Source organism: Chitinophaga sp. CCNWYY40, from assembly GCF_037483205.1.
Taxonomy (GTDB): Bacteria; Bacteroidota; Bacteroidia; order Chitinophagales; family Chitinophagaceae; genus Chitinophaga; species Chitinophaga ginsengisegetis.
The window spans coordinates 234,573-258,160 of sequence record NZ_JBBHLF010000009.1 but is presented as its reverse complement, the minus strand read 5'-3'; the positions used below and the strand labels follow the sequence as shown (position 1 = coordinate 258,160).

At 46.3% G+C, this 23,588-nt stretch carries 27 protein-coding genes; 17 read left to right on the top strand and 10 right to left on the bottom strand.

Going from position 1 to position 23,588, the window contains the following annotated elements; genetic code table 11:
• Window positions 1-18: 18 nt before the first annotated feature.
• The 3 genes from V7S65_RS30590 (at window position 19) to V7S65_RS30580 (ending at window position 2,506) form a co-directional block, all read left to right on the top strand.
• Window positions 19-1,533, top strand: coding sequence for a SusD/RagB family nutrient-binding outer membrane lipoprotein (locus V7S65_RS30590; RefSeq protein ID WP_336389256.1), 1,515 nt, complete (start codon window positions 19-21; stop codon window positions 1,531-1,533).
• A gap of 177 nt (window positions 1,534-1,710) precedes the next feature.
• Entirely contained in the window at window positions 1,711-2,229 is a 519-nt protein-coding gene (locus V7S65_RS30585; protein ID WP_336389257.1) for a YybH family protein, read from the top strand.
• Window positions 2,230-2,287: 58 nt separating this feature from the next.
• Complete coding sequence (locus V7S65_RS30580; RefSeq protein ID WP_336389258.1) at window positions 2,288-2,506, top strand: DUF4287 domain-containing protein; 219 nt, start codon at window positions 2,288-2,290, stop codon at window positions 2,504-2,506.
• Between the two features lies 1 nt (window position 2,507).
• Here the strand turns inward: V7S65_RS30580 and V7S65_RS30575 are convergent, their stop codons facing one another.
• Window positions 2,508-2,942, bottom strand: a complete 435-nt coding sequence (locus V7S65_RS30575) for a DoxX family protein (protein WP_336389259.1) — start codon at window positions 2,940-2,942, stop codon at window positions 2,508-2,510.
• Between the two features lie 165 nt (window positions 2,943-3,107).
• Between V7S65_RS30575 and V7S65_RS30570 the strand changes: the two genes are divergently transcribed.
• From V7S65_RS30570 to V7S65_RS30525, 10 genes are all read left to right on the top strand, one after another.
• On the top strand, window positions 3,108-3,938 hold the full coding sequence (locus V7S65_RS30570) for an SGNH/GDSL hydrolase family protein (protein WP_336389260.1): 831 nt from the start codon (window positions 3,108-3,110) through the stop codon (window positions 3,936-3,938).
• 104 nt (window positions 3,939-4,042) lie between these two features.
• A complete protein-coding gene (locus V7S65_RS30565; RefSeq protein WP_111579760.1) occupies window positions 4,043-4,618 on the top strand; it encodes a TerD family protein in 576 nt (191 codons plus the stop codon).
• Between the two features lie 20 nt (window positions 4,619-4,638).
• A complete protein-coding gene (locus V7S65_RS30560; RefSeq protein WP_336389261.1) occupies window positions 4,639-5,322 on the top strand; it encodes a TerD family protein in 684 nt (227 codons plus the stop codon).
• A 102-nt stretch (window positions 5,323-5,424) separates the two neighbouring features.
• Window positions 5,425-6,063 (top strand): vWA domain-containing protein, encoded by a 639-nt coding sequence (locus tag V7S65_RS30555; protein ID WP_079472947.1) that lies wholly within the window; start codon window positions 5,425-5,427, stop codon window positions 6,061-6,063.
• A gap of 17 nt (window positions 6,064-6,080) precedes the next feature.
• Window positions 6,081-6,716 carry a vWA domain-containing protein gene (locus tag V7S65_RS30550; protein ID WP_079472948.1) on the top strand — a complete coding sequence of 212 codons (636 nt, stop codon included), beginning with the start codon at window positions 6,081-6,083 and terminating at the stop codon, window positions 6,714-6,716.
• An 11-nt stretch (window positions 6,717-6,727) separates the two neighbouring features.
• Window positions 6,728-7,357: an AIM24 family protein gene (locus V7S65_RS30545; RefSeq protein WP_336389262.1), complete on the top strand. Its 630-nt coding sequence runs from the start codon at window positions 6,728-6,730 to the stop codon at window positions 7,355-7,357.
• A complete protein-coding gene (locus V7S65_RS30540; RefSeq protein ID WP_336389263.1) occupies window positions 7,357-8,412 on the top strand; it encodes a TerY-C metal binding domain-containing protein in 1,056 nt (351 codons plus the stop codon). Before V7S65_RS30545 ends, V7S65_RS30540 begins: the two co-directional genes overlap by 1 nt.
• Before the next feature lie 16 nt (window positions 8,413-8,428).
• Window positions 8,429-9,832 (top strand): PP2C family serine/threonine-protein phosphatase, encoded by a 1,404-nt coding sequence (locus V7S65_RS30535; protein ID WP_336389264.1) that lies wholly within the window; start codon window positions 8,429-8,431, stop codon window positions 9,830-9,832.
• A gap of 13 nt (window positions 9,833-9,845) precedes the next feature.
• Window positions 9,846-11,354, top strand: a complete 1,509-nt coding sequence (locus tag V7S65_RS30530; RefSeq protein WP_336389265.1) for a helix-hairpin-helix domain-containing protein — start codon at window positions 9,846-9,848, stop codon at window positions 11,352-11,354.
• Window positions 11,355-11,380: 26 nt separating this feature from the next.
• A complete protein-coding gene (locus V7S65_RS30525; RefSeq protein WP_111579764.1) occupies window positions 11,381-12,169 on the top strand; it encodes a TerC family protein in 789 nt (262 codons plus the stop codon).
• 71 nt (window positions 12,170-12,240) lie between these two features.
• Here V7S65_RS30525 and V7S65_RS30520 read toward each other — a convergent pair whose 3' ends face one another.
• From V7S65_RS30520 to V7S65_RS30495, 6 genes are read right to left on the bottom strand one after another with little or no spacing between them, the layout of a single operon-like run.
• The gene (locus V7S65_RS30520) at window positions 12,241-13,203 is read right to left on the bottom strand and encodes a hypothetical protein (protein ID WP_079472954.1); all 963 of its coding nucleotides are present in this window, start codon (window positions 13,201-13,203) and stop codon (window positions 12,241-12,243) included.
• Between the two features lie 13 nt (window positions 13,204-13,216).
• Complete coding sequence (locus V7S65_RS30515; protein ID WP_336389266.1) at window positions 13,217-14,317, bottom strand: toxic anion resistance protein; 1,101 nt, start codon at window positions 14,315-14,317, stop codon at window positions 13,217-13,219.
• Between the two features lie 45 nt (window positions 14,318-14,362).
• Window positions 14,363-14,977 carry a TerD family protein gene (locus V7S65_RS30510; RefSeq protein WP_079472956.1) on the bottom strand — a complete coding sequence of 205 codons (615 nt, stop codon included), beginning with the start codon at window positions 14,975-14,977 and terminating at the stop codon, window positions 14,363-14,365.
• Window positions 14,978-15,013: 36 nt separating this feature from the next.
• A complete protein-coding gene (locus tag V7S65_RS30505; protein ID WP_336389267.1) occupies window positions 15,014-15,568 on the bottom strand; it encodes a TerD family protein in 555 nt (184 codons plus the stop codon).
• Window positions 15,558-16,400 (bottom strand): phosphoribosyltransferase family protein, encoded by an 843-nt coding sequence (locus V7S65_RS30500; protein ID WP_336389268.1) that lies wholly within the window; start codon window positions 16,398-16,400, stop codon window positions 15,558-15,560. Before V7S65_RS30500 ends, V7S65_RS30505 begins: the two co-directional genes overlap by 11 nt.
• Complete coding sequence (locus V7S65_RS30495) at window positions 16,400-17,098, bottom strand: HAD family hydrolase (RefSeq protein ID WP_336389269.1); 699 nt, start codon at window positions 17,096-17,098, stop codon at window positions 16,400-16,402. The genes V7S65_RS30500 and V7S65_RS30495 overlap by 1 nt, the downstream gene beginning before the upstream one ends.
• 629 nt (window positions 17,099-17,727) lie before the next feature.
• Here V7S65_RS30495 and V7S65_RS30490 point away from each other — a divergent pair.
• The gene (locus V7S65_RS30490; protein ID WP_336389270.1) at window positions 17,728-19,128 is read left to right on the top strand and encodes a hypothetical protein; all 1,401 of its coding nucleotides are present in this window, start codon (window positions 17,728-17,730) and stop codon (window positions 19,126-19,128) included.
• A gap of 60 nt (window positions 19,129-19,188) precedes the next feature.
• Here V7S65_RS30490 and V7S65_RS30485 read toward each other — a convergent pair whose 3' ends face one another.
• The gene (locus V7S65_RS30485) at window positions 19,189-19,842 is read right to left on the bottom strand and encodes a Crp/Fnr family transcriptional regulator (protein WP_111579768.1); all 654 of its coding nucleotides are present in this window, start codon (window positions 19,840-19,842) and stop codon (window positions 19,189-19,191) included.
• Between the two features lie 80 nt (window positions 19,843-19,922).
• Between V7S65_RS30485 and V7S65_RS30480 the strand changes: the two genes are divergently transcribed.
• The 3 genes from V7S65_RS30480 (at window position 19,923) to V7S65_RS30470 (ending at window position 21,782) form a co-directional block, all read left to right on the top strand.
• Entirely contained in the window at window positions 19,923-20,618 is a 696-nt protein-coding gene (locus V7S65_RS30480) for an HAD family hydrolase (RefSeq protein WP_079472961.1), read from the top strand.
• Window positions 20,615-21,238 (top strand): chloramphenicol acetyltransferase, encoded by a 624-nt coding sequence (locus V7S65_RS30475; protein ID WP_336389271.1) that lies wholly within the window; start codon window positions 20,615-20,617, stop codon window positions 21,236-21,238. Before V7S65_RS30480 ends, V7S65_RS30475 begins: the two co-directional genes overlap by 4 nt.
• Before the next feature lie 343 nt (window positions 21,239-21,581).
• A complete protein-coding gene (locus tag V7S65_RS30470) occupies window positions 21,582-21,782 on the top strand; it encodes a hypothetical protein (protein ID WP_133256256.1) in 201 nt (66 codons plus the stop codon).
• Between the two features lie 42 nt (window positions 21,783-21,824).
• On the opposite strand, the gene V7S65_RS30465 is transcribed toward V7S65_RS30470, so the two are convergent.
• Entirely contained in the window at window positions 21,825-22,418 is a 594-nt protein-coding gene (locus V7S65_RS30465) for a dihydrofolate reductase family protein (protein WP_336389272.1), read from the bottom strand.
• A gap of 85 nt (window positions 22,419-22,503) precedes the next feature.
• Window positions 22,504-23,376 (bottom strand): alpha/beta fold hydrolase, encoded by an 873-nt coding sequence (locus V7S65_RS30460; RefSeq protein WP_336389273.1) that lies wholly within the window; start codon window positions 23,374-23,376, stop codon window positions 22,504-22,506.
• Window positions 23,377-23,588: the final 212 nt, after the last annotated feature.

The window sequence follows — 23,588 nt, the reverse complement described above, 5'->3', positions numbered from 1 at the left end:
TCTGTAAAAACGAAGCATATGAAAAACAAATCATCGATATATAGAAAAGTGCTGGTGTTAACTGCAGGGCTGTTACTGGGCGGCTGTACCAAAAACTTCAGCGATTTAAACACGCCGCCAACAACGGTTACCAACATTGATCCCGCCCTGTTGTTGTCGAAAGTACAGAAAGATGCGGCCTTTTCTGAAGGCACAGAAACCGCCAATATACAGGTGGGTTCCTGGGTGCAATACTGGGCCGGTGGACTGGTGGCGCCTACTTCCCGCTACATTCAACAGCCGGATAATAACATGTGGGCGGCGCATTATACCTTGCTGCGCAACCTCGGCCAGATCCGCAACCAGGCATTGAAAGGAAAAGAAAATGATCCCACAGGAAGAACGAAGCTCGCTATTGCCCGCATCCTCGAAATATTTATATGGCAACGGTTAACGGATCTTTTTGGCGCCGTACCATTTTCGCAAACAACAGAAGATGCTACCGACGTAAACAACAAACCGGTGTACGATAGCCAGCAGTCGGTTTATGAACACCTCATTGCCGACCTCGATGCCGCTATTGCCAGTATCAACGCCAGCGACGTATCGTACGGCAATGCCGATTTCTATTACAAAGGCGCTACCGATAACTGGAAGAAATTCGGTAACTCACTGAAACTCCGTTTAGGCATGCGCATTAAATATGCTGCGCCGCAACTGGCAGAAAAAACAGTGCGCGAAGCGATGAGTCAGCCGCTTTTTTCAGATAATAAAGACAATGCCGCCGTACCTACTTTCAACGATGCACAAACCACCAACGCAAACCCTATCCTGGCGCAGTTTATCAGCGGCAGCCCCGATCTGCGTTACCTGGCATCGGCTTTTGTGGCTACGCTCAATGATAAAAATGATCCGCGCCTTACCTTTATTGCGGCGCCTACCGTAAATTCAAGAAACAGCGGAACGCCCGTGTACAAAGGTATTGGCGTGGCATTAACCGATGCGTTGTTGTCCGGCATCATCAAGGATGATTACTCTACCGCTTCCATGACTACCTACTTTAATAAAACATTGGCTACGCCTATCCCTGCGTATGTATTCACGTATGCAGATGTGTGTTTCTTCAAGGCAGAAGCGGCGTTGATGGGATGGGGCGCCACACCGGCAGAGGCAGAGAAATTTTACCAGGATGGTATCAGGGCGGCAATGGCCATGCAGCCGTACAATATTACCACCATTCCGCAGGCGTATATTGATGCGGAGTTTTCACTCGCCGGACTTACGTCAGAAAAACAGCTGGAGAAGATTATGACCCAGAAATGGATCCTGTTATTTGGCCGCGACTATGAAGCTTATGCTGAATGGCGCCGCACGGGCTACCCCGTTTTAACGCCGGGGCCCAACCAGGGATCTACCAATGGCACCATTCCCCGCAGGGCGGTATACTCATCGCTGGAAGCGTTGCTGAATACAGATAATTATAAGGCTGCCGTGTCCGGTTTAAGCAATGGAGATTCCTATCTGTCGAAGGTTTGGTGGGATCAGAAGAAATAGATAGTGAATGATAGAGAAGGGTCGTCTTTTACAGGCGGCCCTTTTTTTATTGCCCCACCTGCCGCTTTACCGGTAAAAAAGTTGTTTTTACCGGCATGATACTGTCATTAACCCATTTTAACTATGCTGCAGTAGCCCGGCTGCCTATTTTCGTATTCATATCTAAACAGCTATCGTATGAACCAGGCATATGAAATTAATGCGATCACGCAGGCGAACAACGCCATCTATCACTCCTTCCGTACGCTGGATTTCCGCGGGGCTTCCGTGTACCTCACGGAAGATTGCGACTACATTACCTTTAACGGCATGCACTTAAAAGGGCGGGAGGAATACATCACGCTGCATGAGCGGCTGATGAACAACTTTATGTTCAGGGGCGCGCGGTTACATGGACACATTGAACAGGTACGTTTCCTGAATGAAAATGTAGCCATCGTGGTAGCCACCGGTGCCATCCGTTTCCGCTGGCAGAAAAGAGTACCGGAAAGCCGTCAGTCGGTGAACACCACCGTATGGGTGAAAAGCCCCGAAGGACAATGGCAGATGTCCGCCTTTCACAATTGCCGCATAAAGAAAATGAACTGGCTGACCAGGTGGATCATGGGGTCTGTAAAAAAGAAGCCTGACGAAAAGAAGCCGCAAATAGCCCCCTGGATTGTCGGAACCACACCCCCGGAGTATGCTCCGGAATGAATAATTTTGTTTTAAGAGATACATCTTACAAGATTATTCAAAACAAAAAACAGGCATTATGTCATTCCAGGCTTATTTAGACAATATCAAAGCGAAAACCGGCAAAACAGGTGACGATTTTAAAAAGCTGGCAGAGAAGAAAAAGTTCCTGCAAAACGGGGAACTGGATCCAAAAGTAAAAGCCGGCGAAATTGTAAACTGGCTGAAAGAAGAATATGAACTGGGCCACGGTCATGCGATGGCGATATTCGCGTACTTCAAAGGGAAGCGGGAATGATTCATCTCCGCAGCTGATCTACACTCCAGCGGTATGCAGGTAAGGTAGATAATAAAAAGCTGCCGGCACTGGCGGTGAATACAGAATAATTCAATGGCGCGGCTACACCCAGCGCTACAGTCATGGCCAGTGCAAATCCCAGTAACAAAACACCGCTGCCAATGGCCGCCCATCGTGTCCAAAAGCCTGCGATCAGCATTATGGCAAAAAGTATTTCTAAGCCCGATGCCAATGCGGCAAAGATTTCCGCTACGGAGTAGGGGAGAAAGAACATCAGCTTGTGTGCATACTGCATGAAATGCTGCCAGTCGCCCCAGCCGATATTAGGCGCACCCGGAGGGCCCCACACGCCGAACCTGTCGAGCCCTGCGCACAAATAACTGGCGCCTAACGCCACCCGCAAAAAGAGCTGAATGAGATCCTGTTTAATATTCATCGCCAGGTATTTTTGACAGGCAAAAATAACGCAGATTCCGCTGCTGCAGGTAGTCCAGTTTATAATCAGGGGATAGTCCAGCTAACTTCCGTATATCCATTATCGTTACCCGGTCTGTAAATCTCCCCGCTATTTACTATTTTCAGGGATCAAAAAAATGTTATTATGAAGAAATGGTTGCCGGTCCTGCTCATCGCTGCAATAGTGGCCGTTACCGCTTTTACGCCCCGGAAAATCACGTGGGTGGCCATCGGGGACTCTATTACGTATCTGAATGAACACCCCGATGAAACCGGGAACAGGATCACCAAAGGATACCTGACCCGCGTAACAGAAAAGCTCCCGGATATACAGTACATCAATAAAGGCTATAACGGCTGGACTTCCGGCGGTATCGCTGATGCCATAGAAAAACTGGATCTCGTAAAAGCAGATGTATACTCCGTATTCCTCGGTACCAACGACTGGTGGGGCGGCCGTCCGGTTGGTACTTTCTCCGACTATCTTCATAAAACCGGCAACAGCACCGTGTACGGTGCATTCCGGACCATCATTGATAAGCTGAAGTCGCTGAATAAAAACGCGCACATTATCCTGATCACCCCGCTGCAACGCGGCGATTTTGTATACATCGCCGATATGCATAACAACGCCTGGGGTTCCTACAAAGAAAATAAGGGACAGCAGCTTTCACAGGTGGTGGCTGCCATCGATTCTATTGCCGGCTACGAGCACTTCGATAAATTAGATCTGTATCATAACAGCGGTATCACCCTGGAAAATATGGTGAAGTATAAACGCCTGAAAGACCCTGCCACCGGCGAATACAAGGACTACCACTGGCCGGAGTATAAAGACATTCCCTTTCATCCGGACACCGACGAATACCCTTATCCCGTTTCCGCCATCGATATGACGTACGATGGTTTGCATCCTTCCGATAAAGGATTTGCCGTAATTGCGGATATGCTGGTGGAGATAATAAAGCGGTATTAGCCTCCTTTTTGATACTTGAAAAGTTGGTTAAGTGCTGATAACATTAACGCTATATATCGTCTGAAATAAATATGCTATATTACCCCTGGTTTAAATTTTGAATAATGGCGATTAACTTACAAAAGGGGCAAAGGATCGACATCGGCCTCTCAAAAATCAGTATTGGTTTAGGCTGGCATCCTAATGAAGGAACAGGCTCGGCTTTCGACCTGGACGCCTCTGCATTTATGATCGATGAAACCCGGCACATTCTCCAGGAAGAATATTTTATCTTCTACGGAAATACAGATTCTCCCGATGGCGCGCTGCATCACACCGGCGATGACCCTACCGGCGGCAACAGCGCCGATGGCGATGATGAAACCATCCAGGTAGACCTCACAAAAATAGATCCCCGCGTAAGGGAAATCTTATTCGTGGTAACCATCCATGAAGCCATCAGCAGAAGACAAAACTTCGGACAGGTAAGAGATTCGTATATCCGTGTTGTTGATGAAGGCACCGGCAATGAAATTGCAAAGTATGAACTGGGAGAAGATTTCTCCATTGAAACAGGCGTGGAATTTGGCCGCCTTTACCTGAAAGATGGTAAATGGAAATTTGAAGCATCCGGTATTGGCTACAGGGAAGATCTGGCTTACTTCTTATCCAAATATTTCAAAGGTCAGATTATTAAATAATCCCTGATAAACTACTACCTATGGCTATCAATTTAGTAAAAGGTCAAACTATCGACCTCCGTAAAAACGACAAAGGAGAAGAATTCGATTTATCAACGGTCACTATCGGATTGGGCTGGGACGTACGGCAAACAAAAAGCAAGGAAGGCTTCCTCGGAAAATTATTCGGCGGCGAAAAAAAAGAAGCAGAATACGACCTGGATGCAGTGGCTATGTTGCTGGACAGCAGCGGCAAAGTGGCCAACCTCGGCAGAACCGTTCAAACAAGGGATGGCCGGTCAGTAGGATTGTTTGAGGGAGATGTGATCTTCTTCAATTCCATGCGCCACCCTTCCGGCAATATCTGGTTAACCGGCGATAACCGCACCGGCGCAGGCGATGGCGATGATGAACAAATTATCATCAAGCTGGATCAGCTGGAAAGTAAATACGAAAAGATCCTGTTTATGGTCACCATCTACAATGGCCGCGCCACTAACCAGCACTTTGGTATGATCGATAATGCCTTTATCCGCGCGATGGACAACCGGGGAAAGGAAATTGCAAAATTCAGCCTGTCGGGCGACAGCACCTACAACGGTATGTGCTCCATGACATTTGCGGAAATTTATCGTAAAGATGGCGCCTGGAAATTCAGGGCCATTGGTATTCCACATCAATCCGATAGCTTTGTGGATGAATTGAAAAAGTTAACCTATTCCTGATAACAAAAAACCTATATTCAGCATACCTTCATCCTGCGGAAAACGCAGGATGAAATGTTACCCATTTTCAACATGCCAACACTGGTATTAAATTAATGCAGTATGAGAAGATTACCCGTGTATCTTTTGTTAGATACTTCCGGTTCTATGAATGGAGAACCTATTGAGGCAGTAAAAAATGGTGTACAGATAATGATTAACTCATTACGCCAAAACCCACAGGCCATTGAAACCGCCTTTATCAGCATCATCACTTTCGATAGCTCTGCAAGACAGGTAGTACCCCTTACCGATCTTGCGTCTTTCCAGATGGTGGATATAAAAGCCACCGGTACTACCGCACTGGGAGAAGCCCTGCAGCTGGTAAGCAACTGCATCGATCATGAAGTGGCCAAAACCACTACGGAAAAGAAAGGCGACTGGAAACCACTCGTGTTCATCATGACGGACGGCATTCCTACCGATAGCTGGCAAAGCGGACTGGCCGCATTTAAACAACGCAAAGTAGCTTATACAATCGCTTGTGCCGCCGGCTCCGGTGCTGATACCGCTATCCTGAAACAAATAACGGATAATGTACTCAGCCTGGATACTGCCGACAGTCAGAGCATCGCCCGCTTCTTTGCATGGGTAACCGCTTCTATCGGCGTCACCTCCACAAAAGTGGAAGATGCCGGCAAAGAATTAATAGGCTTAAACGAACTGCCGCCACCACCGGCAGAGCTGAATATCGTGGTGTAAGAAATTAAAATACTGATATGCGACGATTACCGGTTTTTTTCTTATTGGATACCTCCGGATCTATGTACGGTGAACCCATACAGGCGCTCAACAACGCCCTGAGCGGCATGGTAAACACTTTGCGGATGGACCCCCAGGCAATGGATTCCCTATGGCTCAGCATCATCACTTTCGACCGGGAAGTAAAAGAACTGACACCACTGGTGGAACTGGCCAACTTCCAGCTGCCGGAAATTACCTGCCCCCAGAGCGGCCCCACGCACACCGGCTATGCACTGGAATTCCTCCACGCAAAAGTGAATAGCGAAGTACGCAAAGGTACCCCCACACAAAAAGGCGACTGGCGCCCGTTGTTATTCCTCTTCACCGATGGTAAACCCTCGGATCTGCAGCTGTACCGTAAAATGATCCCGCTGATAAAGGAATTGAACTTCGCCACCATTGTAGGTTGCGCGGCAGGCAAAGCAGCAGACAACGGCATGCTGAAAGAACTGACAGATACCGTGGTGCATCTCGATACCGCCGACAGCGCCACACTTAAACAATTTTTTAAGTGGGTATCCGACACCATAGAACAGGGAAACAAAAGCATGGGCACCACCGAGCAGGTAACATTGCCGCCGCCCCCCAATGAAGTGAATTTAGTCATCTGATAATAAAAAGAATGAACGTAAAATTGATCGGACATGATTTTAAATGTCTGGAAGTAGAATTATCCCAACAGGAGAAATTCTTCTGTGAGAAAGGCGCACTGATCTATCATGAAGAAGGAATTACTTCAAAGGTCAACGTATTCGATAAAGGCGTAGCCGGACTGATAAAAAGAAAACTCACCGGCGAAAGTATTTTCCAGGTAGAACTGTGCAATACCAATCTCAATCCGCGCAAACTGGTGGTAGCCGGTAAAGTAGGGCTGCTGCCCATTAACCTCAAGCAACTCACCACCGGCATTGTTTGTAAAGCAGGCGCGTATGTAGCCTCCTCCGACAAAATTGATATTGATGTAAAAATGAACCTCACCTCCCTCATCGGCGGCACGGGCCTGATCATGCAGAAAATAACAGGATTTTGTACTGTTTTTTTAGATGTGATTGGCACACCCATTACGCTGGACCTCGCACCCGGGCAAACCGTTTTTGTGGATGAAAAGAGTTTCATCTGCATGAATGCAGATATGGTAAGCCGGATGTCGTCACATTTCTCAGGAAATAATCTCCTGGGAGGAGAAGGATTAAGTATGTTGAAAATTACCGGTCCGGGTACAGTATATATCACTTCCGTAAATTTTGGATAATGAGAAGACTTCCTGTTTATTTCCTCATAGACGTCTCCGAATCAATGGTAGGAGAACCCATTCAACAGGTGGAAGAAGGCCTGGGACAAATCATCCAGGCGCTGAAAACAGATCCCTACGCCATAGAAACAGCGTGGATCTCTATTATTGTTTTCGCAGGCCAGGCAAAAACACTGGTACCCCTGCAGGAAATCATCAACTTTTATCCGCCACGTTTCCCCATCGGTGGCGGTACCTCTTTAAGCAGGGGACTGGGACACCTCATGTATGAACTGAGAAAAAACCAGGTGAAAACCACCTATGATATGAAAGGCGACTGGAAACCCATCATCTTTCTTTTCACAGATGGCGTACCTACCGACGATACCGCTGCAGCGATCACGGAATGGAAACAGAACTGGCAACGCACCGCCAATATGGTGGCCGTTTCCTTTGGCAACGAAGCGGATACCAACGTGCTGAAAGAACTGACAGAAAACGTGGTGCATTTTAAAAACAGCTCTCCCGCAGCGTACAAACAGTTCTTCAAGTGGATCACGGACTCTATCAAAACCAGCAGCGAAAGCGTAGAGAAAAACGCTTCCGGATTTGAACTGTCGAAAATACATGACACGGATACATTGTCGAAGATAGATCTCTCCAAACCATTGCCTCCCGCCAGTTATACCGACAGCAACTTCGTGGTAATGGTAGGGAAGTGCCAGCACATGCAACGCGACTATCTCATGAAATACCGCCGCGCAGAACAGGACGCAGAAATATACGGTTTGAACCTGAACCGGCTGTATTACCGGCTGGTAGGGGCGTTCCAGGTAGATAAAACCTATCACGAACTGTCCGACAGCAACGCCAAACCAGCCAGCATCAACAGTGAAGAACTGATCGGCAATCCCACCTGCCCCTGCTGCGGCAACCAGTGGGGATTTGCACTTTGCTCCTGTGGCCAGATCCATTGCATCGGCGAAGAAAAGCTCAGTACCTGCCCCACCTGCGGCAACACCGCGGCCTACGGCGCCAGCGAAGGCGGTTTCGATGTAAACCGGGCACAAGGCTAACCGACAAAAGATCAACATGGACAAATCCTTTATCCAGGAATTATTTAAAGCAAATAATATTACGGTTGGCACTAACCGGCAGCACCTGTTCGACACATTTGTAAACGATGAGAAAAACAGGCTGGCAGTGAAGCTGATCATGGAAAATAAAAAGCTACTAATGGATACCTGGCAGTTTAAAAACCGGTTAGCAGACATTCAGCAACAACCCGTCAGCATCCCGAATGCCACTGCCGGAAAGCCTTACGAGGTAAAACTGGACTTCGCGCAGCTGAACTGGAACGACTTTTCTTATTTCCATATCGACGGGCTCGAGGAATCCGGTCTGCAATATGACCCGGAAACAAAGGTGATTCACGGCACGCCCGTTAAAAGCGGCGACTTTAAACTCACGCTGAAATACCGCATCAACGGGGAAGACGAAGCCTCCGCACCAAACGAAAAAAAGGTGCCGCTGGTGATCAACCCCAATCCAAAGTCGCTCTGGAAAAATATGGAGAGCGATAAAAACGATCCTTACTGGAAAGAAGACAATGTAGCCATATATGCCCCGCTGGGCGACCGGCACCTGCTGGCAGCTTCCAAAAGAGGCCGCTCACACGCTAATACCGGCGGTTTCCGGGAAGATGATTTTGCCTTTAAACACTTCGCCGACACCGGCTGGAGTGTATTGGCCGTTTCAGACGGCGCCGGCAGCGCGCGGCTGTCGCGCGCAGGGTCCAGGATCGCCTGCAACGGCATCGTGGAGTACTTTGAACAGCACTTTACGCCTGAACTAATAAGCACATTTGATACGCTGATCGCCGCACACACCGCCACCCCAGGCGATAAAACACAAAAAGAACTCACCCGCTTTGTATACGATAACCTCGGCAAAGCAGCGTTCACCATACATAAAAAGCTGGAAGAATTTGCCGCCACCGCCGCCGCACCGGTGAAAGATCTTCATTCCACACTTATATTTGTACTTTTAAAAAAGTACGAATCAGGCTATGTGATCATGAGCTTTGGCGTAGGCGACTGCCCCATTGCTTTGATAAATAAGGACTTTTCAGATATTGCATTGCTGAACCGCCTGGATGTAGGGGAGTTTAGCGGGGGAACCCGGTTTATTACCATGCAGGAAATCTTTAAAAGTGATACATTTGCAACCCGCTTCGGGTTCAGGCTGGTGCCGGATTTTTCGTACCTCATGCTGATGACAGACGGTATTTATGACCCCAAGTTTGAAGTAGAAGCCAACCTGGAGAAGCTGACAGCGTGGAAAGCACTGCTGGAAGACCTCAGCGGAAAGAACGATGACAACGTAAAAGTAGACCTGGCCAGCCATACAACGGAAACCGCCAACCAGCTATCTGCCTGGATGGACTTCTGGAGCCCCGGGAATCATGACGACAGAACTTTAATGATCATCAGTTAAGTATGCGGACTATATGAGTACAAAAACGGTGAATTCCGTCATCAATGCAGGAAAAAGTTATCAGTACGTTGATAATGGAGAACCTATGCGGGGCGGTATGAAGGACGTTTACTTCAGCCCGGATAAATCATACGTGGTGGCATTTTATCGTGATGCGCAGGACTACGCCTCGAGAGAACGGTTACGGAAAATTGTAACGGATTACTATAACAGCTTCTTTAACCGCGAAGGCGGCGACTACTACCGGGCTCTTTATTGCTGGCCCACAGATATGGTGGAAGCGGATAAAAAGGTGGGCCTCGTAGTACCGTGTTATCATGCTAACTTTTTTTTCAAGAAGGGATACGCCTCAAACGACCTGATTAAAGGAAAGGAAAAAGAAGGGAAATGGTTTGCTTCACCCAAATTCAGGAATAAACAGTTTACCCTGCGCCTGGATGAAGCAGAACTGGGCAACTGGTTAAGCTATTTCCAGATTGGTGTAAATATTTCAAGAGGCGTGAAACGCCTCCACGCCGCCGGACTCGCACATTCCGACCTGTCGTATAAAAATGTGCTGGTAGACCCGGTAAGTAAATCGGCTACCATCATTGATATTGATGGCCTCGTGGTACCGGGCCTGTTTCCACCCGATGTAATTGGCACCGCCGATTTCATCGCACCGGAAGTATTGGCCACCAAACACCTGGACCTGAAAGATCCCGGCAGGAAACTGCCTAATCGCCTTACCGACCTGCACGCACTGGCGGTAATGATCTACATGTATCTTTTATACCGTCATCCCTTGAAAGGAGGGAAGATCCACGATCTCGACGCAGAAAAAGACGACCTGCTGGCAATGGGAGAGAAGGCGCTGTTTATTGAACATCCGCAGGATACTTCCAACCGGCCGAAACTGAATCACGTTAATCCGAAGGAATTGCCCTGGGCAGATGTAAATAAGCTGCCATACACCATTACAGGGCCTTACCTGAAGGAGCTGTTCTACCAGGCGTTTGTAACCGGTTTGCACCAGCCAACCGAACGTCCGCCGGCGGAAATGTGGGAACAGGCGTTATTAAAAACAACAGACCTCATGCAGCCCTGCAGCAATGCCGCCTGCGAACAGAAATGGTACGTTTTTGATAACACCCATTCTCCCAAATGCCCCTTCTGCGGCACGCCGCATAAAGGTACCCTGCCCGTGCTGGACCTCTATTACGAGTTTAAGCCAACGGTATGGAAACCGGAAAACCACCGGCTGATGGTGTATAATAATCAATACCTGTTCCAGTGGCACGTAAACAGGAATACCATCCGCAATGAAAGGATCACCCCCGCGCAAAAAGTGCCGGTCGGGTATTTTGTATTTCACCAGGGAAAATGGGTGCTGGTAAACCAGCAGCTCACTTCTTTAAAGGATCTTACAGAAGACAAAGAAATTCCCATCGGCGCCATGGTGGAATTAACGGATGGAAAAAGACTGCTGCTGTCGAGGGAAGAGGGTGGAAGAGTAGTAATAATAACAATTGCCAACAAGTAGAAACCTATATAAAAAAATAAACTGAAATGAATGAATTAATCCAACAAATTATTGACAACCCAATACCTTCGGCGATCATTGTCGGGAACCTGGTTATCATTGAAAGCTTACTGTCGGTAGATAACGCCGCCGTACTGGCTACAATGGTAATGGACCTGCCCGAAAAACAACGCGACCGCGCCCTTAAATACGGGATCTTCGGCGCTTACCTGTTCCGTGGTCTGGCTATGCTGTTTGCGTCTTTCCTGATCAAGATCTGGTGGCTGAAACCATTGGGCGGTTTATATCTCCTGTACCTGGTATTCAGCTGGTGGAAAAATAAGAAAACAGAAGGAGAGAAAGAAGAAGAGAGCATCGATAAAGGCCAGAACTGGCTATACAAGGCCACCGTGGGGGCTATCGGGCCTTTCTGGGCTACAGTGGCACTGGTGGAGCTGATGGATATGGCCTTCTCTATAGATAATATTTTTGCTGCGGTAGCTTTTACCGATAATATATTACTGGTGTGTTTGGGCGTGTTTATCGGTATCCTTGCCATGCGTTTTGTGGCGCAGGCTTTCGTGAAACTGATGACGAAGTTTACCTTCCTGGAATCAGCAGCGTATATCGTTATTGCTATTCTCGGTATTAAACTGACCTTATCTATCTACGAACACTTCTTCCCGGAATCGCCTATCACGCATTTCCTGGAAAGTTCACAGGCAGATATCATTACGTCGATCATCACCGTAGGCGTGTTTATTGTTCCGATCATTACTTCGGCGCTGTTAAACTTCCCTAAAAAGACCCCTGCTGCAGAGTTGGAGAAAAAATGATGCCGGTCACAAACCGGATCAACTTAATAAAGGTTTCTATGGCGCCAGTCTCCGGACTGGTGCCTTTTTATTTAAATGACATTGGTATTCAGCATCGTTTTGAGGATGTTGGTCTGTACGTCAAAGCGACCAATATGCTGGAGGAAATCAACATCGGAAATCTTCTCATAATATTCCTTCAGCAACGCCTGTACATTGTCCGGGATCACCGTTTTCAGTACATTGGCGCGGCTCATCAGGTTATCATTCTTATCCGTTAGTTCCTGTACGATCCTTGTTTTTTTAGAGAGGGTATTGGACCAGTCGACATCCGTAATTTTTGAAAGATCGCAGAACAGGAATAAATTTTTTGCGGGGAAGAAGAGAAAGTAGCGGTCCATATTAAGGAAGCGGTACACTTCCAGGATGAGGTTACCGGCACTGAGCCCGCAAAAGAACTCGGTTTTAAAATCCATTTTGCACAACAATCCCATCAGCTTGCGTTGTATGATGGCGGAGTTGTTCCGGTACACGTCTGCCGGGTTGAATTTAATCAGCTCGTTGAGCGCTTCGGTAGAAATATCAAAATAAAAATCCTGGGAGAAGCGGGCGCTGAAAGCATTGATATTTTTGGAAAAGGGGTAGTCTTCAGAGTTGTCAGACAGCACCTGGTACAGCTTCCGCAAAGATAAATTGATCTTCAGGGATTGCTTCTGTTTATCCAGCTGGTAATTTTTCTCTGAAAAAACGGAGTCGTTTATATTTTCGATCAGGTCTTTGTTGATCTGGATTTCATCATACAAAATACTCACGTTCCTTTCGTTGCTGGCTTTTATTTTCCGCAGGAGCTCGATCACTGTGGTGGTGTATTGCAGGTGAAAGAGTTCTAGCTTATTGATATCGAGTTCCGGATTGGTTTCAAATAATTTATGGACAACCTGGCTTCGGAGATAGATCTTGTATATTATCTCTTCTTCAAAAAAAGTGGACAGCAATTGTAATTTGCTGATAGTTTTATTTGAGTCATTTAATATGATTGCCAGGTTATCCTCCATTACTTATCCTCCGTTAGCTAACGTTTGTTACATTTTTCTTCAGCTCTGTTTCCAGCGTCTGCAATTCACCATTCAGCACTTTCCGGCTTTCGGTGCCCTGTTCGTGGATCTTCTTCACTTCATGTAAAGTTTCAATCAGCGACTGGGTAGTTCTTTTCAATGTTTCAATGGATACTACCGTTTTCTCGTTCTCTTTCGCTACCTCAATACTGTTTTGTTTCAGCAGGTCGGCATTCTTCTGGAGAATGGTATTGGTGGTATCGGAAATTTTCTTCTGCATTTCCACGTTGGCTTTCTGTCTTTGCAACGCCACCGCAATGGTGAGCTGGTTTTTCCAGACAGGGATCGTGGTGGAAATGATTGATTGCGCCTTTTCCGCAATAGAAGTATTGTTATTTTGTACCAGCCTGATCTGGGCTAAAGACTGCAGCATAATAAAGCGTACAATCTTCATATCAGCCAGTCTTTTATCCAGGCGGGTAACGAAATCCCTCAAATCAGCGATCTCATAATCGTTGTAATTGGCGGCATTCACTTCCATTTCAGCCAGTTTCTGGCTAAGCTCATTGTATTTCAGCTGACCTGAAATAATGAGATCTTCCATTTGCTTGATGTAAGATACGTTACTATCAAACATGGTTTGCAAAGAACTGTTGTCTTTCAGTGAATTGATACGCCCCGCTTTGATCTTGTTGGTGATCTTATCGATGTTGCTGATAACGGTATCGTATTTCTGGAAAAGCTTTTTGGCATCAAATACCAGCTTTTTCAGAAAAGGTATTTTGGAGATAAAACTCTGCAAAGCACCCTGGTTCAGCTCATCTACGTCGATATAATTCAGTTCGGTCAGCAGATCGTTGATCAATCCGCCTACTTCGCCGGAGTTATAGGTACGTACAGAAGTCAGGAACTCATTACTGTATTTTTCCATTGAATTCTGTACTTCTGTACCGTAATTCAGGATGGAATTTACATCGGTGATCACCAGTGTTTTACTTATTTCCCCGTATTTCTTGGCGTCGTCCGGCGTAATAACCGCCAGATCCACATTTCCTTCTTTGTCGAGCCTCACCGCGGGAAGGGTTTGGTCGGTGGTATTTGGGTTTGCTTCCATAAGGTATCTGATTATAAATTGATATTATCTTATCAAAAGTAAATCCTACAGGTAGTTCTGCGCAACGGTGTTCACGGTTTCCTGCAGTTTTTTATCTTTTGTAGGTTCACCGATCGCATTAAATTTCCATTCGCCGTTCTTCTTGTAAAAAACACCCATCACCATAGATACGTGTCCTGCAAAGCCGGGGCCGCTGGCAATATCATAGGTGGCAAATACTTCATTCACGCGGGCAGGGGTACCTTCATAGATGCGGATAGACGCAAAAGGAATGGTACCGAAATCGTGTCCGCGGAAGCTGTTCAGCACAAACGCCACGTAGTTGGTATTGGCATCCAGCCGGGAAAAATCGAGGGTGATCACCTCGTTGTCCAGGCCGTCGTTGCCGTTCAGGTCACCGGTAAGATCATCGCCGCTGTGCTTTACCGCGTTGTCTTTGGATCTCAGGTTACCGAAGTAAACCACTTCCTGCAGCTGTTTCTGTTCTGTGAACATGGCGCAGCTGCCGTCCAGGTCTACCGCTTCTTTGGTTTTAGACAGGCCAAACAGGCCTTTCTTTTCAATGGCCCCCCAGTTGATCCCTACACAGATATTCTGGAGTTTGGCACCATTGCTTTTTTCAAGATTTATACGCTGACCTTTTTGAAGATTGATTGCCATATTGAGCTAATATTTTTAGATATAGTGGTGTATAAATTAGTTGTATTTATTCAGGTAGTCCTGCAGGCCGCCTTTCATGCCAACGCCTACTGCTTCAAACTTCCATTCGTCGTTACGTTTGTAAATTCTTCCGAATTCAACGGCTGTTTCAATAGAGAAATCTTCTTCCAGCTCGTATTTCAGCAATACCTCGTTGGTAACCGGGTCGAATATACGCACAAAGGAATTCCTTACCTGGCCGAAGTTCTGCCGGCGTGCTTCCGCATCATGGATGGTAACCACCACGCATATTTCCGTGATTTTTGAATCTGCTTTGGACAGGTCAATCTTGATCTGTTCATCATCGCCGCCGCCATCGCCGGTGAGGTTATCGCCGGTATGCTCTACGCTGCCATCGGGCGTTACGAGGTTATTGTAAAAAATAAAGTGCTGATCAGATAAAATTTTTTTATTCTCTCCCATTACAAACAGGGAAGCATCCAGATCGAAGCTGGTGCCGGTAGATGAAGCATTCGCGTCCCAGCCCAGGCCAATTACGAATTTGGGCGCATTAATTGTTTGCCGCTGACCTTTTTGCAAATTAATTGCCATGTTGTATGCTTTTATGTTTTCTGTTAAATAAGTAATTTTTAATAAAATTCAGATTTTTCTGGTACACTTCTATCGTATGATAACCGTTTCCCAGGGCCATATTATACAAAAGATTTACGAATTTATCTGTTTGATTTTGCAGGAAAATACAAAATGAATCAAAATCGTAGTTCAAAATATACTTTACAATCCGTGTATTAATGAAAAAATGTTCCCCCTGGATAATCTTTTCCAGGTGGAATATTGACTTTACAAAATGATAGTTCAGGTGGTTTTCAATGTTGGGATGAATGCTTTTATTTTGCAGTTCCGCATAATAAAGCAGGTACACATCATTGGAAAGGTCGTAGGCATCCACCATTTTCAGGATCATCCTTTCATGGCCGCCCGTAATTTTGATGTCGTCCAGGAAAATCACCTTTTTCCCGGTCAGGAAGTGGCGGTCGATGTGGAAGCTGTCGTTGCCGATCAGCTTTAGCCGTTGCTCCGCATCCAGCTCGCCGTAATCCTCCTTGTAAGTAATGGTACGATGCACTTTGGTTTCCTGTAAAACGGGGTGCCCGTGTGCGGCCAGCCACCGGTTCAGATGAAAAACGAAATAGTTTTTCATGGCAAAGGTAGCCGTTGGAATGAAGGAATACGGACTGGAAACCACTACAAACTGCGGTACTTCCTGTCCTTTCAGGTGATGCTCAATAAACCCTTCCGCCAGGCTGGTCCCGAATTTTTCGGCAACGGCATCGTCCCCGAATTTAAAACGGCTGTAGTCATCGGGGCAAAACCCGAAATGGCCAGGATGGGTGATCTTATGAAGTGAATAGGTTGTTGTCATCAGTTAAGTAAACTTGAAATACATTGATTATTGGAGTTGACCAGTAAAGTACGAATGCCTGTCACCTGCGCCCCGTTGATATCTGCTTTTACATTATCGCCAATATGTATGATGTTACTTAGCGGGATTGCCGTATCATTTCTTACTGTTGCCACGTTTTCCAGCATGAGGCGAAACATTTTTTCATTGGGTTTCGACATGCCGGTTTCATCTGAATACAACTGGAAATCGAAAAAGCGATCCAGTTCCAGCTCCTGTAATACGCGTCTTAACGTGCTGCCTTTTATAAAGGCCGTATTACTGAGTAAACTGATGGTACTATCGGACGATTCTTTTATCCTGCGCAATGTTTTCACTGTTTCCGAGCAATAAATAACCGGGAGGTATTTAAGCACCAAGGCGTCCATCTCCTGGTAAAGCCCGGCCAGATCAATGTTGCCGAAGTCGTTACCGTAATCATTTATTTCACTGATCACCATGAGATACATTTCTTCCGCATCAATATTGCCGCCTGTTTTTTCATTGATGGCATTGCACAGCAGATCTGTTTTGCGGAAAATACGGCCTACCTCTTCCAGCGTTTTTTGGTGTTGATTGAAATGGTTGTAAAAAAAGCGCGTCCTTTCCTGTTTAAATAAAGGATTCGATTTTATTAAAGTTAACCATAGATCAAAAGAATAATGTTGGTATATGTTCATGTACTTTTTATAGCATTTACGTCACGCCGGTAATTGTTAGTTGGTCCGGTTCCCTGTAGCAGCATACCTGTAAGGGTTAATCCAATGTGGTAGCGTAACATTAATATAAGTAATATTTAGTTGCTCCCGTTTAATCTTTTTGTTACCAAATCAGTTTGTTATGGGTTAATACTAAAAAAAGCCAGCATATTGCTTTTTTCAAGCTCCTAATATAGGATTTTATCTTTCACAAAAACCCAAAACGATCTGTTAATGTATTGGTAATAAAGTAAGTTGGTTTTTAAGTTATCTAGTATTCTTTATGCAATTTCATGCGGCTAAGCTACCAAAAAGCAGCTATTCTTCACCTGTGGAAATTCTCAGGCGGCAGGTGCTGTATTTGGCATACTCTATGAGCCGGCCCACTGTGAATGCCAGGCTGTTGTCTTTATCCGCCTGCCACGTACCGCCATTTTAACATCCGTTTACAATTGTTTAAAATCCGTTGACAGGTTACCGTAGAAAGATGTATTAACTTATCTACCTGAACAACCAAAACTACATTGAGCAGCAACTGCCTCACCAGGGGCAGTTGCTTATAATTGAAAACCCGAAACCCCCTTTCATTAATTCATCTTAAAAAAAAATGTATGAAAACTTCATTGTTTGCTGCAGCATTCATTGTGCTGGGCATACTGTACGGATGCGAAAAGAAAAGCGCTCCCGGCAGTGACCTTCAACCCGTTCCCGGAAAAACAAACCTGCAGGTATTAGCCACGCCACCCGCCACCTGGCAGGAACACTGGTTTGAACACGTGCAATTGCTGAACCGCGTTTTTTATGATACCAGCGTGGCCGTGTATTTCGATAACGACGTAAACAGCAGCATCACCTGGCCCAATACCTATCTCGCGCAGGTATGGAACTATACCAAAAGTACCTACGGCGCTTTTGGCGATGATTCCCGCCTTTTTGTAATCCTGCATTCCGGTAAATATTCCGGTGGCCACCCTTCTACGTATATGGATGCCGGTCATGATTACCGCAACGTAATAGATGTAGGTTCCTCCGATCCCAATGCCTGGATCTCCGGCACCGGCAACGACATCGACCTCACCACCCATGAAGTGGGGCATATCGTGGAAGGCGCTTCCAAAGGCGTACACGGCTCCCCGGCCTTTGGCATCTGGCACGACAGCAAATGGATGGAGATTTACCAGTATGATGTATACCTGGCCCTGGGCCGCAGCGCTGATGTGACCCGCTGGTACAACATGAAGATCACCCAAACAGATGCTTACCCCCGCGCAGGCACCTACTGGTTCAGGGATTGGTTTTATCCGATCTATAATAACTACGGCGGTGTAACTGCACTGAATAAATTCTTCGCACTGCTGGCGCAGCACTTCCCCAGGCAAACCTTCAACAACGGCATCACCACTTACCCCGAATACACCCGCGGGCTTAACTTCGGGGAGTTTGTACATTACTGGAGCGGCGCAGCCAATAAAGACCTGAAGCAACTTGCACTCACCGCCTTTGGCAATAAAGACGAACAGGGCAACGACTGGACCGCACAACTAAAGCAGGCAAAAACAGATTTCCCGGGCATCACCTATCCGTCGGACGACATCACCGGTTCGGGCACTATTACCGTGAGCAAGGAAAACACCGGCGGCGCCTCCGCAGCAGAAGGCTCCCTGAAGCTCACCGATAATGTATACAGCACCAAGTTGTTTGTAAACACCGTGCCTACGGATTTCAAAATGCAGCTGCAGTTCGCCACCGCGCAAACCGTAAAATCATATACCCTCACTTCCGGTAACGACGCCATAGACCGCGATCCTAAAAACTGGCAGCTGAAAGGCTCTGATAATGGTATTACCTGGACTGTACTGGATACGCAAACCAACCAGGTATTCAGCGCCAGGAATCAAACCAGGCAGTTTGTTATTCCCAATACCACGGCGTATAAGTATTATGCGGTGTATGTAACCGCCACCAATGGCAGCGTGGATTTTCAGCTAAGCGAATGGAGATTGTTTAAATAAACAGGAGAGGGCTGTTGCTGTAAAAAGGAACAGCCCTTTATTTTCGTAGGCAGGTAACCGTTATTTCATATCCTCAAACCGGCGCAGTATTTCTTCCAGTTGCTTCCTGGTGAGGTCAATATTCATCCCCTGCGGATCCAGGATATTTTTGGCCCTCAGTTCTTTCAATGTCCTGTTAAAACTCCGGGTAGTAATACCCAGGTAAGCCGCCATATCCTTTTTTGGAATAACAATGTCCTGTTCCGCTTCCAGCGCCAGCAGGCGAAGCAACGCATACTCCACCGGGTATAGCTGCTGGTAAGACGCACGGATACAGGTTTGACGGATACGGATAACCAGTTCTTCCAGCATCAACCCGTTGAACGCTGTATTGTTGAGCAGCAGCCAGCTAAACAAGGTATGCGGAATGGCATACACCGTTACGGGCGTAATGGCTTCAATATTACAAAGACATTTTTCTTTCCTGATCCCTTCCAGGTCACCCGTAATTTCGCCCTTGCCCAGGAATTCGAAAATATAGTCTTTCCCGTTATCTTCTTCGATATAACATTTTGTAATACCTTCCCGTATAATATAAACATGGCTGATGGTATCGCCCTGGCGGATGAGCCGCGTACCGGCAGTGAAGGTCTTTATCGCCACTGCTTCGCTTTCCCCGCCGCTGGCAGTGAACCGTTCCATGAAATGAAGAAAAGCAGGATTAGTCCGTAACATATTTTTAAGAGTGAGACAAATGTCCCGATTTATAAACCGCCGGTTTCTATTTTTGCACCCGGAAAAACGTAAAAATAACAATGATCTCTGATATTAGCGTGATCGCATTTGATGCCGATGACACCCTTTGGGTAAACGAGCCATACTTCCAGGAAACAGAAGCCCTTTTTTGCGGCCTGCTGGAAGATTATCTGCCGCATCATACCGTGTCGCAGGAACTGTTTAAAACAGAAATGGCCAACCTGGAACTCTATGGCTATGGCATAAAATCTTTTATGCTCTGCATGATAGAAACCGTGTTGCGCGTATCTGAAAATACCGCCAGCCCGGAAGTATTCCATAAAGTGCTCCAGTACGGAAAAGAAATGCTGGATAAACCCATTGTGCTGCTCGATGGGGTGGAAGACGTGCTGCAGGCGCTCTCCGGCAAATATCGCCTGGTAGTGGCCACAAAAGGCGATCTGCTGGACCAGGAACGCAAACTGAGGAAATCGGGCCTGGAACATTATTTCCATCATATTGAAATTATGAGCGACAAAAAGGAGCGCGACTACAGCAAATTAATAAAGCACCTCGACTGCCGCCCCGAAGAATTCCTGATGATGGGCAACTCCCTGAAATCGGATGTATTGCCGGTGCTGGCATTGGGCGGTCATGCTATCCATATTCCGTATCATACCACCTGGCAGCATGAACACATTGATCATACCATTGAAGATCCCCGTTTTTACCAGTTTAATACAATGGCAGACATCCTGCCGCATTTAATATCATGAAACAATTATTGAACCTGGATACCTGGGCGAGAAAAGAACACTTTAATTTCTTTCGCCAGTTTGAGGAACCCTTTTTTGGGGTCACCACAGATATCGACTGCACCACTGCCTTTAACAAGGCCAAAGCCAGCGGGGATTCCTTCTTCCTAAGCTACCTGCACAAATCACTGGCAGCCGCCAATGAAGTTGTCCCTTTCCGTTACCGCATTGCCGGCGACGAAGTATGGGTGTACGACCAGGTACACGCATCGCCCACCATTAACCGGCCCGACGGTACTTTTGGTTTCGCATATATGAATTTTTATGAAGATGCTGCTGCGTTCGAAGCCAGCAGCAAAGCGGAAATAGAAAGAGTACGTCAAAGTACAGGGCTGATCCCCGCTGTGTCAGGAGAAAATGTGATCCATTATTCCTCCCTGCCCTGGATTAATTTTACCGCAGTATCCCATGCACGGAGTTTTTCGTTTAAAGATAGCTGCCCTAAAATTACTTTCGGTAAAGTGAAAGAAGTGGGAGCGCGGAAAATGATGCCGGTGTCGGTACATGTGCATCATGCGCTGATGGATGGGTTTCATGTGGCGCAGTTCCTGGATGGCTTTCAGCAGAGGATGGAAGAATGAATATTTAGAGCATAGCCGGAATTGTATAGTTTGGTAGCATAATCAGATTGAGTCAGGTAAATACTGAAATAAAATCACGTAGTTAAAAATTAATATGTATTCCCGGTAGTGCGGGGTTACTTCCCGGATACTTCTGGGTTACTTCTTGGATACTTAGGAGTCGTCTATGCGTCGTATTCCCTATACAGTTCCTATACAGTCCCTATACAGTCCCCATACAGTCACTATACAGTCACTATACTGTTACCATACACTCCCCATACACTCACAATACACTCACCATACACTTCCCATACACTCCCAATACACTTAGGGTCATTTTTACCGGCTCATATATCGGTTTTTGAGAATATCAGATAGCGGCAAATGTGGTCAGGCCTCCGCCAGCTTCAGCAGGGCGATCAGGTTGGGTCGGCTTCCCCAGGCTTTAACGGATGTCTTTAGCGGCGTAACGGCGTTTATCCGCATAACAGCCGCCAAAGAAAATGATCCACAGGACCCGGGAGTGGCATCTGGCCAGTTACGCAGGGGTATTGGATTTTAATAAAGACACTTGTCAGGCCTGGAGAAAGCCCCTGCTTTTCGCTCAAGGTCCAACATCGCCTGTAACGACTTCTCCGGCGCGCTTGTAGCTGGCTATAATAACCCCTTTTGGTGTCACATGGCTTTCTGTTAAGGTAAATGCTGCCGGGATCGTGCCGTTTTCGAACAGCTTTTTTCCTTCACCAAGAATCACCGGGTAAATTTTGAGCCGGAATTCGTCCACCAGGTCGTGCTTAAGTAACAGCTGAATGAGCTTACCGCTTCCCCAAACCTGGATGTCAGCACCCTCCGAATTCTTAAGCTTTTCGATGTCTGCGAGGCCTTTGAGGAAAAAGGTATTTTCCCAATCTGATTTTTCCAGGGTTTCCGACAGTACGTATTTGTTGCCATCATTGATGCCTGGCCAGAAGTCGGCATGTTGAGGCCAGTAGGATGCGAAAATATCAAATGTTTTTCTACCTAAAAGATATGTTGCGGGTTTCATCTCTTCTTTCATGATCTCACCAAAAACCTCATCACCATAAGATACTGTCCAGCCGCCATATTTGAAGCCGCCTGATGTGTCTTCCTGTGGGCCGCCCGGGGCCTGCATTACACCATCTAAGGTAATCATTGATAAAACAGTTATTCTTCTCATACAATTATCGTTTATTGTTTAAAAAAAGGTTTTGTTATGATTTAAGGTTTGCTTTCAAAATGCCTGGCAACATCTCTTATTATAGTTACTTTAAAAAAATATCCAGGTAACCCAATATTGTTTTGGTCTGCATCATCAGGCTGACATGGCTCTGCGAAGGAACAACGGCCAGCTGCGATTTAGGCATTACTCCAAAATCAGCACAGATGGCGCCTCCCAGTAGCTGATATGTTTTTATCAACTCAATTTTATCCAGGCCATCATTGTCGCCCGAGATCAGTAATACAGGCGAACTGATTTTCGCAATATTGGCGTCACCCATGTTGAATGGTACATTACTAAGAGCAATCATCTGTTCGAGGAACTTGGTCCATTTTGTTTTATCTGGCGCTACTGCATCGTATGCGGCTTTCATAGGCGTGTTTGCAAAAAGTTCAGGCTTCATTGCTTTAAACGCATTGTTTACTTCGGGTAGCCAGCCATCACTTTTATAGGTAGAAGAAATGATTACTAATTTTCTTACCCGTTTAGGACTTTGTATAGCAAGCTGGTAAGCCACGGTGCCGCCAAAACTATATCCTGCTACATCAGCGCTGTCAATTTTCAGGTAATCCATTACTCCTGCTACATCACTGGCTAAAGTAGCACGCGATAATTTTCTATCTGAATACTGTGTACGTCCATGGCCCTGCAATTCAATGGCAATTACTTTCCTGGTTTTTGACAGCTCAGGGATTAATTCGCCCCAGTTGGTACCAATGGTCATAAAGGCGCCATGTAATAAAACTATAGGCTGGCCTTCGCCATGTACTTCATAATACACTTTGATGCCATTAACAGGCACGTAACCACTGTCGGAAGATTGGGATTGTCCGTTTGAGGGAGATGCTGCAAACATAGTAATCGCAATGAGTATGATTGATTTAAGAAGATGAGGTGTGCGGAGTAAATTTTTCATAAGGTCGTTTAATTGATAGTTTGAATTTTATTGACAATACAAAACTAGCATCCGCTTCAGGATTTGACCCGGGGGGAAAACGACAACTTGAGGGATGAATTCCGACAAAATGTACGCATAACAGTTTGGAATGATGTTATTACATCTTCAGAGAAAGGTTTTTTTCTTCCCACCTCTATTTGTAGCAATTTTGCAACACTTCCGGTCTCCTT

Excerpts from the sequence above, each read along its gene's own strand:
- V7S65_RS30590 (WP_336389256.1), top strand. The coding sequence starts at position 19 with ATGAAAAACAAATCATCGATATATAGAAAAGTGCTGGTGTTAACTGCA.
- V7S65_RS30585 (WP_336389257.1), top strand. The coding sequence starts at position 1,711 with ATGAACCAGGCATATGAAATTAATGCGATCACGCAGGCGAACAACGCC.
- V7S65_RS30580 (WP_336389258.1), top strand. The coding sequence starts at position 2,288 with ATGTCATTCCAGGCTTATTTAGACAATATCAAAGCGAAAACCGGCAAA.
- V7S65_RS30575 (WP_336389259.1), bottom strand. The coding sequence starts at position 2,942 with ATGAATATTAAACAGGATCTCATTCAGCTCTTTTTGCGGGTGGCGTTA.
- V7S65_RS30570 (WP_336389260.1), top strand. The coding sequence starts at position 3,108 with ATGAAGAAATGGTTGCCGGTCCTGCTCATCGCTGCAATAGTGGCCGTT.
- V7S65_RS30565 (WP_111579760.1), top strand. The coding sequence starts at position 4,043 with ATGGCGATTAACTTACAAAAGGGGCAAAGGATCGACATCGGCCTCTCA.
- V7S65_RS30560 (WP_336389261.1), top strand. The coding sequence starts at position 4,639 with ATGGCTATCAATTTAGTAAAAGGTCAAACTATCGACCTCCGTAAAAAC.
- V7S65_RS30555 (WP_079472947.1), top strand. The coding sequence starts at position 5,425 with ATGAGAAGATTACCCGTGTATCTTTTGTTAGATACTTCCGGTTCTATG.
- V7S65_RS30550 (WP_079472948.1), top strand. The coding sequence starts at position 6,081 with ATGCGACGATTACCGGTTTTTTTCTTATTGGATACCTCCGGATCTATG.
- V7S65_RS30545 (WP_336389262.1), top strand. The coding sequence starts at position 6,728 with ATGAACGTAAAATTGATCGGACATGATTTTAAATGTCTGGAAGTAGAA.
- V7S65_RS30540 (WP_336389263.1), top strand. The coding sequence starts at position 7,357 with ATGAGAAGACTTCCTGTTTATTTCCTCATAGACGTCTCCGAATCAATG.
- V7S65_RS30535 (WP_336389264.1), top strand. The coding sequence starts at position 8,429 with ATGGACAAATCCTTTATCCAGGAATTATTTAAAGCAAATAATATTACG.
- V7S65_RS30530 (WP_336389265.1), top strand. The coding sequence starts at position 9,846 with ATGAGTACAAAAACGGTGAATTCCGTCATCAATGCAGGAAAAAGTTAT.
- V7S65_RS30525 (WP_111579764.1), top strand. The coding sequence starts at position 11,381 with ATGAATGAATTAATCCAACAAATTATTGACAACCCAATACCTTCGGCG.
- V7S65_RS30520 (WP_079472954.1), bottom strand. The coding sequence starts at position 13,203 with ATGGAGGATAACCTGGCAATCATATTAAATGACTCAAATAAAACTATC.
- V7S65_RS30515 (WP_336389266.1), bottom strand. The coding sequence starts at position 14,317 with ATGGAAGCAAACCCAAATACCACCGACCAAACCCTTCCCGCGGTGAGG.
- V7S65_RS30510 (WP_079472956.1), bottom strand. The coding sequence starts at position 14,977 with ATGGCAATCAATCTTCAAAAAGGTCAGCGTATAAATCTTGAAAAAAGC.
- V7S65_RS30505 (WP_336389267.1), bottom strand. The coding sequence starts at position 15,568 with ATGGCAATTAATTTGCAAAAAGGTCAGCGGCAAACAATTAATGCGCCC.
- V7S65_RS30500 (WP_336389268.1), bottom strand. The coding sequence starts at position 16,400 with ATGACAACAACCTATTCACTTCATAAGATCACCCATCCTGGCCATTTC.
- V7S65_RS30495 (WP_336389269.1), bottom strand. The coding sequence starts at position 17,098 with ATGAACATATACCAACATTATTCTTTTGATCTATGGTTAACTTTAATA.
- V7S65_RS30490 (WP_336389270.1), top strand. The coding sequence starts at position 17,728 with ATGAAAACTTCATTGTTTGCTGCAGCATTCATTGTGCTGGGCATACTG.
- V7S65_RS30485 (WP_111579768.1), bottom strand. The coding sequence starts at position 19,842 with ATGTTACGGACTAATCCTGCTTTTCTTCATTTCATGGAACGGTTCACT.
- V7S65_RS30480 (WP_079472961.1), top strand. The coding sequence starts at position 19,923 with ATGATCTCTGATATTAGCGTGATCGCATTTGATGCCGATGACACCCTT.
- V7S65_RS30475 (WP_336389271.1), top strand. The coding sequence starts at position 20,615 with ATGAAACAATTATTGAACCTGGATACCTGGGCGAGAAAAGAACACTTT.
- V7S65_RS30465 (WP_336389272.1), bottom strand. The coding sequence starts at position 22,418 with ATGAGAAGAATAACTGTTTTATCAATGATTACCTTAGATGGTGTAATG.
- V7S65_RS30460 (WP_336389273.1), bottom strand. The coding sequence starts at position 23,376 with ATGAAAAATTTACTCCGCACACCTCATCTTCTTAAATCAATCATACTC.